General features: G+C 64.6%; 17 protein-coding genes and 1 tRNA gene. 10 read left to right on the plus strand and 8 right to left on the minus strand.

Features of this window, described 5'->3' with window-relative positions:
* Positions 1-106: 106 nt before the first annotated feature.
* From ASD87_RS08785 to ASD87_RS08795, 3 genes are all read right to left on the minus strand, one after another.
* On the minus strand, positions 107-799 hold the full coding sequence (locus ASD87_RS08785) for a cytochrome b/b6 domain-containing protein (protein ID WP_056320020.1): 693 nt from the start codon (positions 797-799) through the stop codon (positions 107-109).
* A gap of 86 nt (positions 800-885) precedes the next feature.
* Positions 886-1,167, minus strand: coding sequence for a hypothetical protein (locus tag ASD87_RS08790; RefSeq protein ID WP_056320023.1), 282 nt, complete (start codon positions 1,165-1,167; stop codon positions 886-888).
* Positions 1,168-1,750: 583 nt separating this feature from the next.
* Positions 1,751-2,110 (minus strand): hypothetical protein, encoded by a 360-nt coding sequence (locus tag ASD87_RS08795; RefSeq protein WP_056320025.1) that lies wholly within the window; start codon positions 2,108-2,110, stop codon positions 1,751-1,753.
* 61 nt (positions 2,111-2,171) lie between these two features.
* Between ASD87_RS08795 and ASD87_RS08800 the strand changes: the two genes are divergently transcribed.
* From ASD87_RS08800 to ASD87_RS08815, 4 genes are all read left to right on the plus strand, one after another.
* The gene (locus ASD87_RS08800; protein WP_235512663.1) at positions 2,172-3,056 is read left to right on the plus strand and encodes a DUF3053 family protein; all 885 of its coding nucleotides are present in this window, start codon (positions 2,172-2,174) and stop codon (positions 3,054-3,056) included.
* A 91-nt stretch (positions 3,057-3,147) separates the two neighbouring features.
* Positions 3,148-4,329 (plus strand): AI-2E family transporter, encoded by a 1,182-nt coding sequence (locus tag ASD87_RS08805; RefSeq protein ID WP_235512664.1) that lies wholly within the window; start codon positions 3,148-3,150, stop codon positions 4,327-4,329.
* 107 nt (positions 4,330-4,436) lie between these two features.
* Positions 4,437-4,658 carry a hypothetical protein gene (locus tag ASD87_RS08810; RefSeq protein ID WP_056320030.1) on the plus strand — a complete coding sequence of 74 codons (222 nt, stop codon included), beginning with the start codon at positions 4,437-4,439 and terminating at the stop codon, positions 4,656-4,658.
* 35 nt (positions 4,659-4,693) lie between these two features.
* The gene (locus ASD87_RS08815; RefSeq protein WP_056320032.1) at positions 4,694-6,268 is read left to right on the plus strand and encodes a sensor domain-containing diguanylate cyclase; all 1,575 of its coding nucleotides are present in this window, start codon (positions 4,694-4,696) and stop codon (positions 6,266-6,268) included.
* Between the two features lie 24 nt (positions 6,269-6,292).
* Here ASD87_RS08815 and ASD87_RS08820 read toward each other — a convergent pair whose 3' ends face one another.
* On the minus strand, positions 6,293-6,532 hold the full coding sequence (locus ASD87_RS08820; RefSeq protein WP_056320036.1) for a hypothetical protein: 240 nt from the start codon (positions 6,530-6,532) through the stop codon (positions 6,293-6,295).
* A gap of 96 nt (positions 6,533-6,628) precedes the next feature.
* On the opposite strand from ASD87_RS08820, the gene yddG reads away from it, so the two are divergent.
* Positions 6,629-7,537, plus strand: coding sequence for an aromatic amino acid DMT transporter YddG (yddG, locus tag ASD87_RS08825; protein WP_056320039.1), 909 nt, complete (start codon positions 6,629-6,631; stop codon positions 7,535-7,537).
* A 28-nt stretch (positions 7,538-7,565) separates the two neighbouring features.
* Here yddG and ASD87_RS08830 read toward each other — a convergent pair whose 3' ends face one another.
* Positions 7,566-7,757: a hypothetical protein gene (locus tag ASD87_RS08830; RefSeq protein WP_056320042.1), complete on the minus strand. Its 192-nt coding sequence runs from the start codon at positions 7,755-7,757 to the stop codon at positions 7,566-7,568.
* A 259-nt stretch (positions 7,758-8,016) separates the two neighbouring features.
* Between ASD87_RS08830 and ASD87_RS08835 the strand changes: the two genes are divergently transcribed.
* From ASD87_RS08835 to ASD87_RS08845, 3 genes are all read left to right on the plus strand, one after another.
* Positions 8,017-8,268, plus strand: coding sequence for a hypothetical protein (locus ASD87_RS08835; protein WP_056320044.1), 252 nt, complete (start codon positions 8,017-8,019; stop codon positions 8,266-8,268).
* A 107-nt stretch (positions 8,269-8,375) separates the two neighbouring features.
* Positions 8,376-8,567 (plus strand): hypothetical protein, encoded by a 192-nt coding sequence (locus ASD87_RS08840; RefSeq protein ID WP_056320045.1) that lies wholly within the window; start codon positions 8,376-8,378, stop codon positions 8,565-8,567.
* A 201-nt stretch (positions 8,568-8,768) separates the two neighbouring features.
* A complete protein-coding gene (locus tag ASD87_RS08845) occupies positions 8,769-9,692 on the plus strand; it encodes a hypothetical protein (RefSeq protein ID WP_056320046.1) in 924 nt (307 codons plus the stop codon).
* Between the two features lie 75 nt (positions 9,693-9,767).
* On the opposite strand, the gene ASD87_RS08850 is transcribed toward ASD87_RS08845, so the two are convergent.
* The 3 genes from ASD87_RS08850 to egtD form a co-directional block, all read right to left on the minus strand.
* Positions 9,768-9,844 (minus strand) — tRNA-Met (locus tag ASD87_RS08850).
* Between the two features lie 160 nt (positions 9,845-10,004).
* On the minus strand, positions 10,005-11,321 hold the full coding sequence (gene egtB / locus ASD87_RS08855; protein ID WP_056320048.1) for an ergothioneine biosynthesis protein EgtB: 1,317 nt from the start codon (positions 11,319-11,321) through the stop codon (positions 10,005-10,007).
* A 32-nt stretch (positions 11,322-11,353) separates the two neighbouring features.
* Positions 11,354-12,331, minus strand: a complete 978-nt coding sequence (gene egtD, locus ASD87_RS08860) for an L-histidine N(alpha)-methyltransferase (protein ID WP_056320050.1) — start codon at positions 12,329-12,331, stop codon at positions 11,354-11,356.
* Between the two features lie 296 nt (positions 12,332-12,627).
* Between egtD and ASD87_RS08865 the strand changes: the two genes are divergently transcribed.
* Positions 12,628-12,963, plus strand: a complete 336-nt coding sequence (locus ASD87_RS08865; RefSeq protein WP_056320053.1) for a YqjD family protein — start codon at positions 12,628-12,630, stop codon at positions 12,961-12,963.
* A 9-nt stretch (positions 12,964-12,972) separates the two neighbouring features.
* On the plus strand, positions 12,973-14,460 hold the full coding sequence (locus tag ASD87_RS08870) for a phosphatidylserine/phosphatidylglycerophosphate/cardiolipin synthase family protein (protein ID WP_082586243.1): 1,488 nt from the start codon (positions 12,973-12,975) through the stop codon (positions 14,458-14,460).
* Positions 14,461-14,469 lie beyond the last annotated feature (9 nt).

Here is a 14,469-nt window from a genome sequence, read left to right on the forward strand (position 1 = left end):
CTACAATGCAAAACACCCGATGAAGTTCACCGGGTGTTCAGTCCGTAGCCTGCTACGGATACCGTGCCGTAGGTGTCAACCTATGGCAGGACGGGTCAGGGCCCGATCAGGAGAAGGACATGTCGGACACGATCTCGAGCGATCGTATCCACAGCACCAGTCCCGTTACGCAGGCGCCCAGCACCAGGGCGCGCAGCCAGACCGCCAGCCCATCCTGCGCGGGCGGCGTGCCGGCCGGGACATCCTTGGCGTCGACGTTGCCGGTGATGATGGCACGCACCAGACGCTTGCGGCGCACGACCGCATACCAGATGACGGCCAGCAGGTGCAACGCGACCAGGCCGATGATGACCCACTCGTTGAGCTTGTGCCAGGACGTCATTGCGCTGGCGGTGGCTTCCGAGACATACCCGAACAACGGGCCCTGCGTCATGATGTCGTCGGTGGTGAACAGGCCGCTGACCGCCTGAAAGCCCACGACCAGCAGCAAGGCCATGACCGACAGCGCGCCCAGCGGATTGTGGCCCGCGGGCGCGGCGGCGCCCTTCAGGTAGCGGACCACGGCGCCCGGGCCGCGCACGAAATGCGCGAAGCGGGCATAGCGCGGTCCGGCAAAGCCCCAGATCAGGCGAAACAGGATCAGGCCCAGCGCCGTACAGCCGAAACGCACGTGCCAGTCCATGTACAGACCGCCCATCTTGACGCTGACGAACGCGCCGACGATGCAGACGACGAGGGCCCAGTGAAAGAGTCGGGTGGGGAGGTCCCAGATACGGACCGCGAGACGATTGTTCTGCATGTTGAGATCGGCGGACTGGAGTTGCCCGGACTTTATCACGCACAAAGCAAACCGCCGCACTAGTCAGGCGGCGGTTTTGAGGCAGATCAGCGAGCGTTGCGGCGCACCGGTTCGATGCGATGCACGTGCTCGTGGCGGAACCGGATGCGTTGGCCCGGCGCCTTCTGTACGGCCGATCCGCAGGGCACGACTTCAGTGGTGTAAGTCGTCGTGCCGTTGATCGGCGCATTGAAGATGACCGTGGCGCGAATCTCGGGGCCGTCGGCCGGCTGCAGATAGACGATGTCGCCGATGTGGATGGGCATGTCATCGAGCTGCGTGTGGGCCGGGCGTCGGATCAGGTCGGTGGTGGTGAAACGAGTGTTCATGTTGTGTTCTCTTTAGGTTCTAGTTATAGGAAAAGCTGCGTCTTGCCATGGTGAACGCACCGGGCGGGAAAATTGCCGCCATGAGTGTGCGTTGATGCGCTGCGTCCGCCGGATATGATTGGACACGCGCTACATGACACTAACGCATTGCTGCTGCCGTCCTTTTGCGCATTCTCATGTTTTTTGCGCGCCGGGTCCGGCGAAGTGATGCTTTCGTCCAGTCTTGGAGGGCATCGATTCAGGCTGCGCGGCGAAAGACAAGATTGCCGGCGCGTTGGTGTACGCCCGCGTGGTAGCGGGTGAAGCCATCATTTGGGTTGGGTTTGCTTCATGCCGGTCCGGACTGGCGGACGGGTGAAGGCGTTCCCGATGCGGCGCTGGGGTTGCGTTTTTTGCGTTGTACTTCGCTAGGACGCCAGCGCTGTCGGGCGGATCTTGGCAGGGGGTGGCCACAGGCGTTTAGCTTGGCCGGGCTGACCCTCAAAGGTCTGCTCTTTCAGATCCAACCGTCGATATTATCGACATTTGAGCGATTATGCAAGCATTTTCGAAAAGGAGGGCGCAGGACGTGCGCCCTTGCCTATTAGTGCGTTGCGGGGCGGGCCTGTCGCTGGGCTTCGATGATCAGGCCTTCCAGGCGTGGCGACATGCGCAGCGCCACCTGGGCGCCGGTCGTGCCATCGGGCTGCTGCTGGGTTTCCAGGGCGAGTTCGATACGTTCGTCATCAAAGGCCTCCGGGGCCGCCTGGATTTCCACATAGCGCTCGAGCAAGGCATTGACCGCCTTTTGCGCATCCGCCAGCGCTTTCTCCGACAACTTGCCGTGGCCCAGGTATTGATTGACCACGCGCGCCAGGTCATTCATGAAATGAAGCAGGGCGTTTGCGCCGCGGCAATCCGGCAGGGTGAAGCCCCAGGGCAGGGGGGAAGCGTTCTGAGTCATGTCGTCAGCCAAGGCAATGAGAAGAGGCGGCAACCGGCCGCCGAATGTTCGATTTTAGAGGATGCGCAAGGGCTGCGACGCGGGCACGCGGCGCGGCGCGCACTGTGTCAACTCGCTTCGATGGCAACAAATTCCGCCCCTTCTGGCCCCATTGGCGGCGCTACCGGATAATCTGCCGGAATGGCCCGCCCCGTGCGGCCGTAATCTGCGGAATCGGAGTGCTAACAGGATGCGCATGGTTTGGGTTCGCGCGTGGGTGACAGGCATGGCGGTCGTCTCGATGTTGCTGGCGGCGTGCGTCAACAAGGAACCGCAGGAGCGCGCCGCATTCATACAGTTGCTGCAGGGTCGGATGAACAACGTGACGCTCGTGCCGATCGGCATGCTGGGCAAGTCGGAAAAGGAAGCCATTGGCGGCTACGACGACGCGTACGAGGTCATGACGGTTTTCCAGGAGGCCTTGGCCAAGGCGGCGGCGCCCCTGCGCGAGGTGTTGTCGGTGGAGACGATTCAGTCCGTTGAAGAGATCGTGGCGCGCCGGGGCAGCCTGGAGGCCGCACGCAAGACGCTGGCCGGCAGTGCCGCCCAGGTTCAGGCGGCGCGCGGCAAGGCAGACAAGGCGCGCGCGGATCTTGCCTTGCCCGCCGACCTGGCGCCCGTTTATGACGGCGTCTATGACGAGGCGGTGACGGCGCCGGCCGGGGAATTGATCGACGCGGCATCCCGGATGGATGCGATTGCCCGCGATGCGCTGGCCATTGCCGACTTCGTGGCGGCCAATGCCGCGGACATCCAGTTCGAAGATGGGCAAACAAAGGTGGCCAAGCCGACCTTGCAACAGGAGCTGAACCAGCGGTTGCAAGCATTGAACGCGCAGTCGGGTGGGCTGGAAGCCGCGCGCGCAACGCTGCTGCAGGCTGCCAGCGCGGGCTCGGCCGCGCCCTAGCCATGCGCCAGCCCCGTCGCGATCCCAGCGGCGCCCGGCCGCGCTTTGTACAATGCGGCTCTTGCGGCGCATGCCGTGCCTTGGACTGACTATGAGCGATTCTTCAGGCGTGCATTACAGGACCTTCGTGCTCCTGCTCGTGGTGGTCACCATCGCGTTCGGCTGGCTGTTGTGGCCGTTCTATGGCGCCGTCTTCTGGGGCACCATTCTTGCCATCCTTTTCGCGCCGTTGCAGCGCCGCCTGGTGGCGCGCATTGGCGGGCGGCGCAATCTGGCCGCGCTCATCACACTGCTGCTCGTGCTGCTGCTGGTGATTCTTCCGCTGGTCGTGATCAGCGGGTCGCTCGTGAACGAAGGGGCGAATTTCTACCAAAGCATCAAGTCCGGGCAAATCAACTTTGGCGCGTACTTCCAGCAGGCGATGGACGCACTGCCGCCGTCCGTGCACGCATTGCTGGCGCGCTTCGACCTGGCCGATATCGCCAGCCTGCAGGACAAGCTGACGGCCGGTGCAATGCAGGCCAGCCAGTTCCTGGCCACCCAGGCCTTGAACATCGGGCAGGACACGTTCCAGTTCGTGGTCAGCTTCGGCATCATGCTGTATCTGCTGTTCTTCCTGCTGCGCGACGGTCCGCTGCTGTCGGCGCGACTGCGCCGTGCCGTGCCGCTGAGCGACACGCACAAGCAGCACCTGTTCCGCAAGTTCACGACCGTGGTGCGCGCCACCGTCAAGGGCAACGTCGCGGTCGCGGCGGCGCAAGGCGCGCTGGGCGGCATCATCTTTTCCATCCTCTCGATCCAGGGTGCGCTGCTGTGGGGCGTCATCATGGCCTTCCTGTCGCTGCTGCCCGCGATCGGGGCGGGGCTGATCTGGGCGCCGGTAGCCGTGTACTTCCTGCTGACCGGTGCCGTGGTCAAGGGCGCGGTGCTCATTGCGTTCGGCGTGCTGGTCATCGGCATGGTCGACAACGTGCTGCGGCCCATCCTGGTGGGCAAGGACACGAAGATGCCGGACTACGTGATCCTGATCTCCACGTTGGGCGGCATGGCGCTGTTCGGGCTGAACGGATTCGTGATCGGTCCGCTCATCGCGGCGTTGTTCATGGCAAGCTGGGATCTGTTTTCACCCGCGGCAGGCGACGCGGGCGGTGTGCACGCAGTGAGCGCGCCCCTGCCGGGCAACCCTGTGGCCGGTTCGCCGCCGGCGTCCGGGGGCGCCGGCGCGCGCGCGCAGGCAGCGCTTGCCAGGGATCGCCAGTCCCGCGACGAATGATCTCGCCGGGCGCCCGCGTGCGCCCGGCCGGGTGTAAGGTGTAGCAGCGCTGGCCGAACCGCGGCCGGCCTTTCGTGTCAACTTCGCCAAACAGGAGCGCGCCGGATATGGAATGGAAACTGCATCGGTCGGGCTGGATCGAGGAACGCAACTTCGACATTGAGTTCGCCGAAACGCCCGAGGGATATCACGCACGCGTGCGCGTCTTCGGCTTTCCGGTTCTTGAAGACACCAAGCACGTGTTTCCCAACGAAGCGCTGGCTGAAAAAGGTGCGCTGACGCTGCTCAAGAGCCAGTTTTCAGGCACGCCGGACCTGGAAGAGAGATAGCAGGGCGATGGGCAGACCGAGGGGCAGGCCGCGCGATGGCTGACGGCGAAACGGTTGCTGGCGTGCGCCGCCGCCGGGCGCGCCGCTATTCCATGCGGACGGGGCTGCTTGCCCTCGTCTTTGCCTGTATTACCCCGGCGCTCATCGTGGCGACGGTCGCCGTCTACGAAAGCTACGTCATCCAGAAAGAGCGGATCTACCGCGACACGATCTTCCTGGCGCGCAATCTCACGGCGATCCTGGATCGCGAACTCACCGGCGTTGAAGCCGGTTTGCAGATGCTGGCGTCCTCGCCGGATCTGGTCGAGGGCGATCTCGCCGGCTTCCATCGGCGCGCGCGCGAGTCCGTGCGCTTTCAGATCGCCGACACTTACGTGCTGACGAACAAGGAAGGCCGGCAGATCATCAACACGCAGGTGCCCTACGGCACGGCCTTGCCAACTGGCAGGGCGCCCGATGAACTGGGTCGCGTCTTCCTGACGCGCATGCCGGTGCTGACAAGTCTCTTCACCGGCGGCCTGACCAAGGACCCCACCATCGCGCTGGGCGTGCCGGTCGTGCGGGACGGAGAGGTGGTGTACAGCCTGAACGTGGGACTGTCGCCCGAGCGCATCGGCAACGTCCTGGGCCGCCGCGCCCTGCCCGAGGGCTGGGTGGCCGCCGTGCTGGACGGCTCGGGAACCATCATCGCCCGCACCCGCGACACCTCCAAATTTGTGGGCCAGAAAGCGGTGCCGGCGCTGGCCCGCGCCGTGCAGCAGGAAGGCGAAGGCTCGTTGGAGACGATCACCAAGGAAGGCACGCCCGTCTATACCGCGTTCAGCCGGTCGACGCTGTCGGGCTGGACGGTCGCCGCCGGCGCGCCCATGCAGTTGCTGACCACGGACCTGTACCGCTCCATCGCGTGGATTGGTCTGGGTACGTTGTTCGCGTTCGGTTTGGGGTTGTGGCTGGCGCTCAGGCTTGCTAGCCGGCTCACGTCGGCCGTGCAGGGGCTGGTCGCGCCGGCGCTCGCGCTGGGCGAAGGCCGGACCGTGGACCTGCCCGCCACGCGCATCAAGGAAGCCCAGGAGGTGGGCGCTGCCATGCTGCAGGCGTCGCGCAAGCTGGCGCGCGCCCAGCACCTGGCGCACTACGATCCGCTCACCGGCCTGTGCAATCGGGTGCTGTTCGGGGAACTGGTGCTGCGTGAATTGGCGGTCGCCCAGCGCAGCGGCGATTCGTTCTCGATCCTGGCGATCGACCTGGACGGCTTCAAGGCGGTCAATGACATGCACGGGCACGCGGCCGGCGACACGGTCCTGAAAGAGGCGGCCGATCGCATGGCCAGCGCCATCCGGGTCTCGGACGTGGCGGCAAGGCTGGGCGGCGACGAATTCGCGGTGCTGCTGCTGGGCGCCAACCAGGAGAACGCGCGGCTGGTGGCCGAGGCCCTGGTCGAGAGCCTGTCCTTGCCGTATCCCAACGTGCGTGTCGCGGTGTCGGCAAGCATCGGCATCGCGGTGTATCCCCAATCGGGCGCCACCATGTTGCAGTTGCTCGAGCGGGCCGATGTGGCGTTGTACCGCGCCAAGGGCCTGGGCAAGCGCCGGGTGGCGCAGGACCAGTAGGTCCGCAGCCCGTCGCCATGCGCGTCACATATCCTGGCGCGGCGACAGCGCGGTCAGGACCTCGCCCGATTTCAAGCGATAGCGCCTGTCGTCCAGCGCGACGACAGGATCGCCTTCGGACGTTCTGAGTATGTAGCGCGATGCGGCAAGCGGCATGGGGCTGGCGCCCGCTTCGTCCGCCCGCAAGAACACTTCAATGCGGTAAAGGCGCCCCGAATCCGTGCTTGCCAGCACGTCGCTCATCCTGCGTGTAGAAATGGCCATGCCGCTATTTCTCCGTTGGGTTTTCGCTAAACTTGCCGCCTTGGCGCCGGTCCGGTCTGATTGCCGGGCATGCACGGCGCGCAATCGGAAACGGTAATGCAATTGAATCCTGGCCGGAACGCGGCCACCACCCTGGGTCTGCTGGCTATCCTGCTGTGGGGCACGGTCGTCGGCCTGATCCGGGGCGTCAGTGAAAACTTCGGCCCCATTGGCGGCGCCGCGCTGATCTATACGGGAGGGTTCATCTTCCTGGTGCTGTTGCTGGGATTGCCCAAGCTGCGCACGTTTCCCCGGTCGTATCTCATCGTGGGCAGCCTGCTGTTCGTGGCCTATGAGATATGCCTGTCGCTGTCGCTGGGATTCGCGGCCGATCGTGCGCAAGCCATCGAGCTGGGCATCGTCAATTACCTGTGGCCATGCCTGACGGTGGTGTTCGCCATGCTTATCAATGGGCAGCGGGCGAGCTGGTGGGTGGCGCCGGGCATCTTGTTGTCGGTTTGCGGCATCGTCTGGGTCGTGGGCGGAACGGACGGGCTGTCAATTGAACGCACCGCCGCGAATGTGTCGAGCAATCCTCTGAGTTATGGACTGGCCTTCAGCGGCGCCATCATCTGGGCCGTTTACTGCAACGTGACCAAGCGCTTTGCGGACGGCAAGAATGGCGTCGCGCTGTTTTTCATGCTCACGGCAGCGGTCTTGTGGATCAAGTACCTGTTCAGCGCGGAACCCGCATTGGTGTTTGCCGCGCCCGCCACGGTCGAGTTGTGCGTGGCCGCTGGCGCCATGGCAAGCGGCTATGCACTGTGGAACGTGGGAATACTGCGGGGCAACCTGACCCTGCTGGCTACCGCGTCGTACTTCACGCCGGTCTTCTCCACCTTCTTTGCCGCGCTGTGGCTATCCACGCCGCTCACCCTGTCGTTCTGGCAGGGCGTGGCAATGGTCACCGCCGGTTCATTGTTGTGCTGGGCAGCGACGCGCGGCAGACCGGCCCGCAACGGATAGTCCGGGCCGTGTCTTGAGAGGGGGAGATTTACTCGACGAGCATCGTCAGGGCGACTGCGAACCCCAAGGGAACCAGCAGCAGCGATGCAAAAGTGGAACTGACAATCGCCGCCGATATCTTCAGCAAGGGCTCGGGCCCTGCGCTTCGTATCGTTTGAATCACCAACGCGACGATACCCATAACCATCAAACAGCTCATGAAAACTGCTACGTAAGTCATGTTGTCTCCGTCCTCGCCTGATTTAGGGGATGCGGCGCCGCTGTGCGGTCTTGATGTTTGTGTCGATTGTGCGCCTGTATTGCGAGACTGCACCCTAGGGTTTTCCTTGCCGGCGGGCGGCTTTGTGGCGTATTTGCCGCGTAGAGTGCAGCATGAAAATCGTGTGCGGTCGCAGCAATTTCCGACGGCGGAACAGGCTTCGGCAACGCGGCGCGATTGCGCTACGATGGCGTGATCAAAACACCGGAGAGGCCGCCAGATGCCGCAAAAACTACGCCCTGGCACGCGCGCCACTTTGCAGGTCCGCCAGCTTTCGCCCGGCGAGTTTGCGTGGATCATTACCTTGCTCGATCCCGAATCCGGCAATGTGCGCAGCACCAATTATTCGGACAGGCGATATCCCAGCCAGGATGAGGCGTCGACGGCCGGCAAGGCCGCCGTCCTTGCATTTCTCGCGGACGACACGTCCGAACGCGCGCCGGCCGCGAGCGGCGGCAAGCGCAAGGACTGACGCCGCGCGCTGTCCTTCCATGGCGCCCGGCCGTTTACCGGACTTGGGCACGCCATTTGCTGATGCTCATGCAAGGCGCATCTTGCGCTGCTTGAGGAGAGGCAATCATGTCCCAGATCCCGCATCGAGAGCCCGGTCAACCGGACGATCTCACGCCTGACGATCCGGCGCTCCCGGGAAACCCGCCTGCGGACGATCCGCGTCCGGACCCGGGCCGTCCCACGGACAACCCCGACGTCATCGACCCCACGCCGCCCGCGCCGGATCCCCGCGCGCCCGGCACCATCGACCTGGCCTGATTGCGGCCAGCATTACTTCAATTCCGATCCCTTCATCGAAGCAAGGAGGTTTCCATGCGCTCAATTCTGTTGTGGCTGCTCGGCGTGCCCATTCCCATCATCATCCTGCTGGCTCTGTTCTGGCATTGAAGGCCAGTGCGTCATTTCCGCTTTGGCACCCGCGTGTGCGCGGCTGCGTAAGTCTCTGGACAAGGATCGATCATGCAAAATACGTCTTCATTGAGCCAACCTTATGCCGATGGCGTGCCTCCACGTGAGTCCGCCATTTCGGCCGTTTCGTGGGCGGCGGTATTCGCCGGCGCGGTGATCGCCGCGGCGCTGTCGCTTGCCTTGTTTGCCGGCGGCACCGGCCTCGGTTTTCTGTCCGTTTCGCCCTGGGGCGAGGAGGGCATGTCGGCCCCCGCCATCGGCATTGGCATCATTGTCTGGATGTTGCTCACGCAGATCATTTCGTACGGCATCGGCGGCTATGTCGCCGGGCGCCTGCGGACGAAATGGGTCGACGTGCATTCCGATGAGGTCTACTTTCGCGACACCGCGCACGGCTTTCTGGTCTGGGCGCTGAGCGCCGTGGTCAGCGCCGCGCTGCTGGGCTCCGCGCTCGCGTCGATGGCTTCCGGCGTTGCCAAGGCCGGCGCTTCGGTGGCGGCCACGGCCGGCACGGCGGCAACCGCGGCGGCGACGGCCGGTGCTGCCGGTGCGAGCAGTGGCGGTGGCATGGAGCGCGCAACCGACTATCTCACCGACACCCTGATGCGCTCGGAACGTCCCGAGGCCAACACCGATCCTGAAGCGGCGCGTGCCGAAGTTGGCCGCATCGTCGCCATGAGCATCACCCGCGGCGACATGACGCCGGCCGATCGCGACTACGTGGTGAAGGTCGTGGCCGCGCAGGCCGGTGTGGAGCCCGCCGTCGCGCAGCGCCGCGTCGACGAGGCGATCCAGAACGCCAAGAAGACCGCGGAAGAAGCCAAGGTGAAGGCCAAGGAAGCTGCAGACGCAGCCCGCAAGGCTGCTGCGGCGTTCGCGTTGTGGGGCTTTGCGTCGATGCTGATCGGCGCGTTCGTGGCGAGCCTGGCTGCCACCTGGGGCGGCCGCCGCCGCGATGCGGTCTATCGGGTTTAATGTGGTGCTTCGGGTGTAAATAACCTGCCCGATTGCAAAAGGGCCCGCACAGTGTGCGGGCCCTTTTAAATTTCTTGGTGGCGCATCCCTGATTCGAACAGGGGACCTGCGGATTATGATTCCGTCGCTCTAACCGGCTGAGCTAATGCGCCATCCTTTTTTCGCCGTTCGGTTTGCGTTGCAAGTGCCGCTCAACGAAGAACGAAATTCTAGCACGAAGTTTTTTTGGAGTGCAAGTGGGCCCAGGCCAAATTTTTTCGGCCGGTCTGGACGCCTTGTTCAGCCAGTGCTGATAAGGTCTCGCGCCGCCCTTCAGACATCCCGTGCCAGGCGGATGCCCGAGAACTGCCAGCGCGCCTCTGGCGGAAAGAAGTTGCGGTAGCTGGGCCGGATGTGGTCGCGCGGCGTCGCGCACGAGCCGCCCCTCAGCACGTATTGGTTGCACATGAACTTGCCGTTGTATTCGCCGACGGCGCCCGCGCTGGGCTGAAACCCGGGATAGGCGTCATAGCCGCTTGAGGTCCATTCCCACGCGTCGCCGAACAATTGCACGGGACCGCCCGAGCTGTGGCGCGCCGGGGCGGGGCGCGTGTCCAGGTGACCGTTTTCAAGCATGTTCGCGCGGGCCGAATAGGTGTCCTCCGACAACTGGCGCGCGGCGTGTTCCCATTCCGCTTCGCGCGGCAGGCGCGCGCCGGCCCAGCGGGCGTAGGCGTCGGCCTCGAAGTAGCTGACGTGCGTGACCGGGGCGTGCAGCTCCAGGTCCTGCATGCCGCGTAGCGTGAAGACGCGCCACGCATCGTCCGAGCTTTCCCAATACAGCGGGGCGCGCCAGCCTTGTGCGCTCACCATGTCCCATCCCATCGAGAGCCACAGTTCGGGCCGCTGGTACCCGCCGTCGTGCATGAAGGCCAGGTATTCGCCTTGTGTCACGAGGCGATCGGACAGGGAGAAGGGCGTCAGCAGGACGTCGTGGGCCGGCCCTTCGTTGTCGAAGGCGAAGCCGCGTCCGTCGTGGCCGATGCGAGTGATGCCGCCGTCGTACCGGGTCCAGCCCGGTGTGGTAGCGGGCGGCTGCGCGGGCTGGCCCGGCGCGACGTACGCTGGCCTGAGCGGATTGGCCGACAGCATGTGCTTCAGATCGGTCAGGATGAGTTCCTGATGCTGTTGCTCATGATTGAGGCCAAGCTCGAGCAGCGCGTCGAATTCGGGATCGTTGCCGCCCAGGCGCGAGATCAGCAGGTGCATCGCTTCGTCAACGTGTTGCCGGTATTGCAGCACTTCCGACAGCGGCGGGCGCGACAACAGGCCGCGTTGGGGGCGCGGATGTTTTGCGCCGACGGCGTTGTAGTAGGAGTTGAAAAGCATCCGGTATTGCGGATGGAAGGGCGGACTGGACGCGTCATGGCGCGCCAGCAGGAAGGTCTCGAAGAACCAGGTGGTGTGCGCCAGATGCCATTTGACCGGACTGCAATCGGGCATGGATTGCACCTGGCAATCCTCCGCGCTCAAGGGCGCGGCCAAGGCGGCGGTGGTGGAGCGTACGGCGTCGTACCGGTCGTGCTGTCCGGCTTGTCCGCTGGCATAAGGCCCGATGGCGGGATGAGTCAGCAGGCATGCGGGGTCCATGGGGATATCTCCAGAATCGTGGGCGCCCTGCGTCAGGCGCGGGCGCTGAAAACAGAAAACCAGTCGCGGGCGTCCGACCAGTGCGCGATGTCGCGAAAGCCCGCGCGGTGGAGCAGATCGCTGAAGGCTTGCGGCGTGAATTTGTAGGAGTTCTCGGTGTGGATCCGTTCGCCGGCCTTGAACTCGCGATGGCCGCCGGGCCAGGCAACGTGCACAGCGCGCTGCGCCTCCAGGTGCATTTCGACACGCGAACGTTCGCTGTTGAAGAGCGCCACGTGGCGCCAGTCATCGACGTTGAAATCGCTGCCGAGCACGGTGTTCACGTGGCGCAGCAGATTCAGGTTGAACGCGGCCGTCAGGTGCAGGGCGTCGTCATACGCCGGTTCCAGCACGCTCTTCGGTTTGACCCGATCGACGCCGACCACGAGTCCGCCGCCGGGACAGGCTTCGCGGATGCGCCGCAGCATGGCATACGCGGCATCGGGACCCAGATTGCCGATGCTGGAGCCGGGATAGAAGAACAGGCGTTGCTGTGCCGGAACGCCTTCGGGCATCGCCAGTTCATGCGAGAAATCCTGGCCGACAGCCGTGATCCGCATGTCCGGATACGAAAGCTTCAGGCGCCGCACGGCTGCCTGCAGATAGTCGGCCGAGATATCGACGGGCACATAGTGGCTGGGCCGCAGGCTGGCGAACAGCCGCTCGGCCTTGACGCAATCGCCGGCGCCCAGGTCGATCATGGCCTGCACGGGGCCAACGTGGCGCGCGATATCTTTGCCGTGGCGCTGGAAGATCTCGTCTTCGCAACGCGTTGGATAGTATTCGGGCAGTTGTGTGATGGCCGTGAACAGCGACGAGCCGAGCGCGTCGTACAGGAACTTGGGATCGATGTGGGCGGCACTGTCGAGCAGCCCTTCGTGCAATTCGATCTGCTCGGCGCTGGGGTGCTGCGGCTCCTGCGCGATGAATTCGGGGGCGACGGCGGCAAGGAGTGCGGAAGGAGAAACCATGCGTTCAGTTCCTTTTTGGGGCGGTTGAAGCGCATTGCAAAGACTCATTGTGGCGGCTGAGGGGGTTTGCGTGTCAAGCGCCAGGCCTCTGAATGCAATGGACTTTTACGAAATCGAAACCGCGTTTGGCGGAATACGGGAAGGGGCTGCAAGGTCACGCGCGGGCGTTCCGACTCCGCCATCAGCAAGTTTCGGGCCGCTGAAATATCGGTTTACCGCTGGTTGCGAAAGCTCGGGCAGTTTTGGGCCGTTGGTGTGGACAATGGGACTTCCAAGAAAAAATCGAAGGAGCTAGCATGAATCGAAAGCACCAGCGCGCTGAAATGGCTTTGCATCGTGAACGCGTGAATGACAGCTTCCACGAGCTGCTCGCCGGCACGGAAGATCTGTTGCGTTCGACCGCGTCGTATACGGGCTCCGAAATCGAAGCGGCGCGCGCGCGCTTGAAGCGCCAGCTCGCCGATGCGCGTGAATCCGCTGGCGGCTGGGAAGGCGTCGCCCGCGAACGAGCCCGCCGGGCCACCGCTTACGCGGACGAATACGTGCATGAGAATGCATGGAAGTCGGTCGGCGTGGCGGCGATAGTGGGCGCCGTGCTCGGCTGCATTTTCGTGGCGGGTAATCGACGCTAGAGACGCATGATGAGCCCATTACCGGCATTGAGCCGGGGTGGGCCGCGCAATGCCCTGCAAGCACTGACGACCGACGCGCGCCGCTGGGCGCGCGCCGTCCTGTTTGCGTGCGTCGCATCCGTGCTCGCCGCCTGCGCCAGCGTCCCCGACGCGCAGGAGCGGCACGCGCGCGCCGCGCAAGCAGGCCTGTCCGCGGATGCGGCACAGGACAGCTATCGTCGCGGGCAAGGCATTGCTGCGGACCCTCAAACCCCCAAGGATGATTTTCTTGCACGGCACCTGGCGGTGGAGCAGGCGGTCAGCGGCGCGCCGCTGGTCAAGGGAAATCGGGTGCGCCTGCTTGCCGACGGGCCCAGCACGTATAAGGCGATGCTCCAATCCATCGCCCAGGCGCGCCGCTACGTGCACATGGAAACCTACATTTTCGACGACGATGCGGAGGGCAATCGCTTTGCAGACGCGCTGATCGCGGCGCGCAACCGCGGCGCCGAGGTGTCGCTGATGGTGGACGCGGTCGGCACGATCAAGACGCCCGATGACCTCTTCCAGCGCATGCGCGATGCGGGCGTGCAGGTGGCGGTCTTCAATCCCGTCAATCCGGTCAACGCGCGCGCCGGCTGGTCACCCAATCAGCGCAACCACCGCAAGGTGCTGGTCGTCGACGGCAAGGTGGGCTACCTGGGCGGCATCAACGTCAGCAGCGTGTACGAGTCGTCTTCGTTCTCGGGCGGAAGCGGCTCCGGGTCGTCGGGATCCGGCGGCGGCTCGGGCGCCAAGGCGGGCGAGCCCGCCAAGGATGCCGACTCCGCGCCCTGGCGCGACACGCACCTGCGCATCGAAGGGCCGGCGGTGGCGCAGCTGGAACAGGTGTTGCAGGCCGGCTGGGCATCGCAGGCCAAGGAGCCCATCAAGGGCGGCGATTCGCACGTTGCGCCTGCGGTCGGCGACACCGCGGTCCGCATCCTTGCGAACCAGCCCGATCGCAGCGACGGCTACACGGTCTATCTGACGTTGATGTCGGCGTTCGAAAGCGCGCAGAAATCCATCCACATCACGATGGCGTACTTCGTGCCGGATCCGGCGTTCATCGAGGTGCTGCAATCCGCGGCGCGGCGCGGGGTGGACGTGGTGCTGGTGCTGCCGGGCTTCAGCGACTCGTCGCTGGTGTTTCATGCCGGGCGTTCGCACTACACCGATCTGCTGCGCTCTGGCGTGAAGATCTACGAACGTCGCGACGCCTTGCTGCATGCGAAGACGGCGGTGGTCGATGGCGTCTGGTCGACCGTGGGGTCCAGCAACATGGATTGGCGCAGCTTTGCGCTGAACTACGAGATCAACGCCGTGGTGCTGGGACCGGAGTTCGCGGCCGAGATGGAGGCGCTGTTCCAGCGCGACGTGGCCGATGCCGAGCAGGTGACGCCCGAGGCCTGGAAGGAGCGCGGCCTGGACGACCGCTTCATGGAGTCGTTCTCGCGCATGTTCGAGCGCTGGTTGTAGCGGGTGCGC

This window comes from Achromobacter sp. Root170 (genome assembly GCF_001428165.1).
In the GTDB taxonomy this organism is placed as follows: Bacteria; Pseudomonadota; Gammaproteobacteria; order Burkholderiales; family Burkholderiaceae_B; genus Achromobacter; species Achromobacter mucicolens.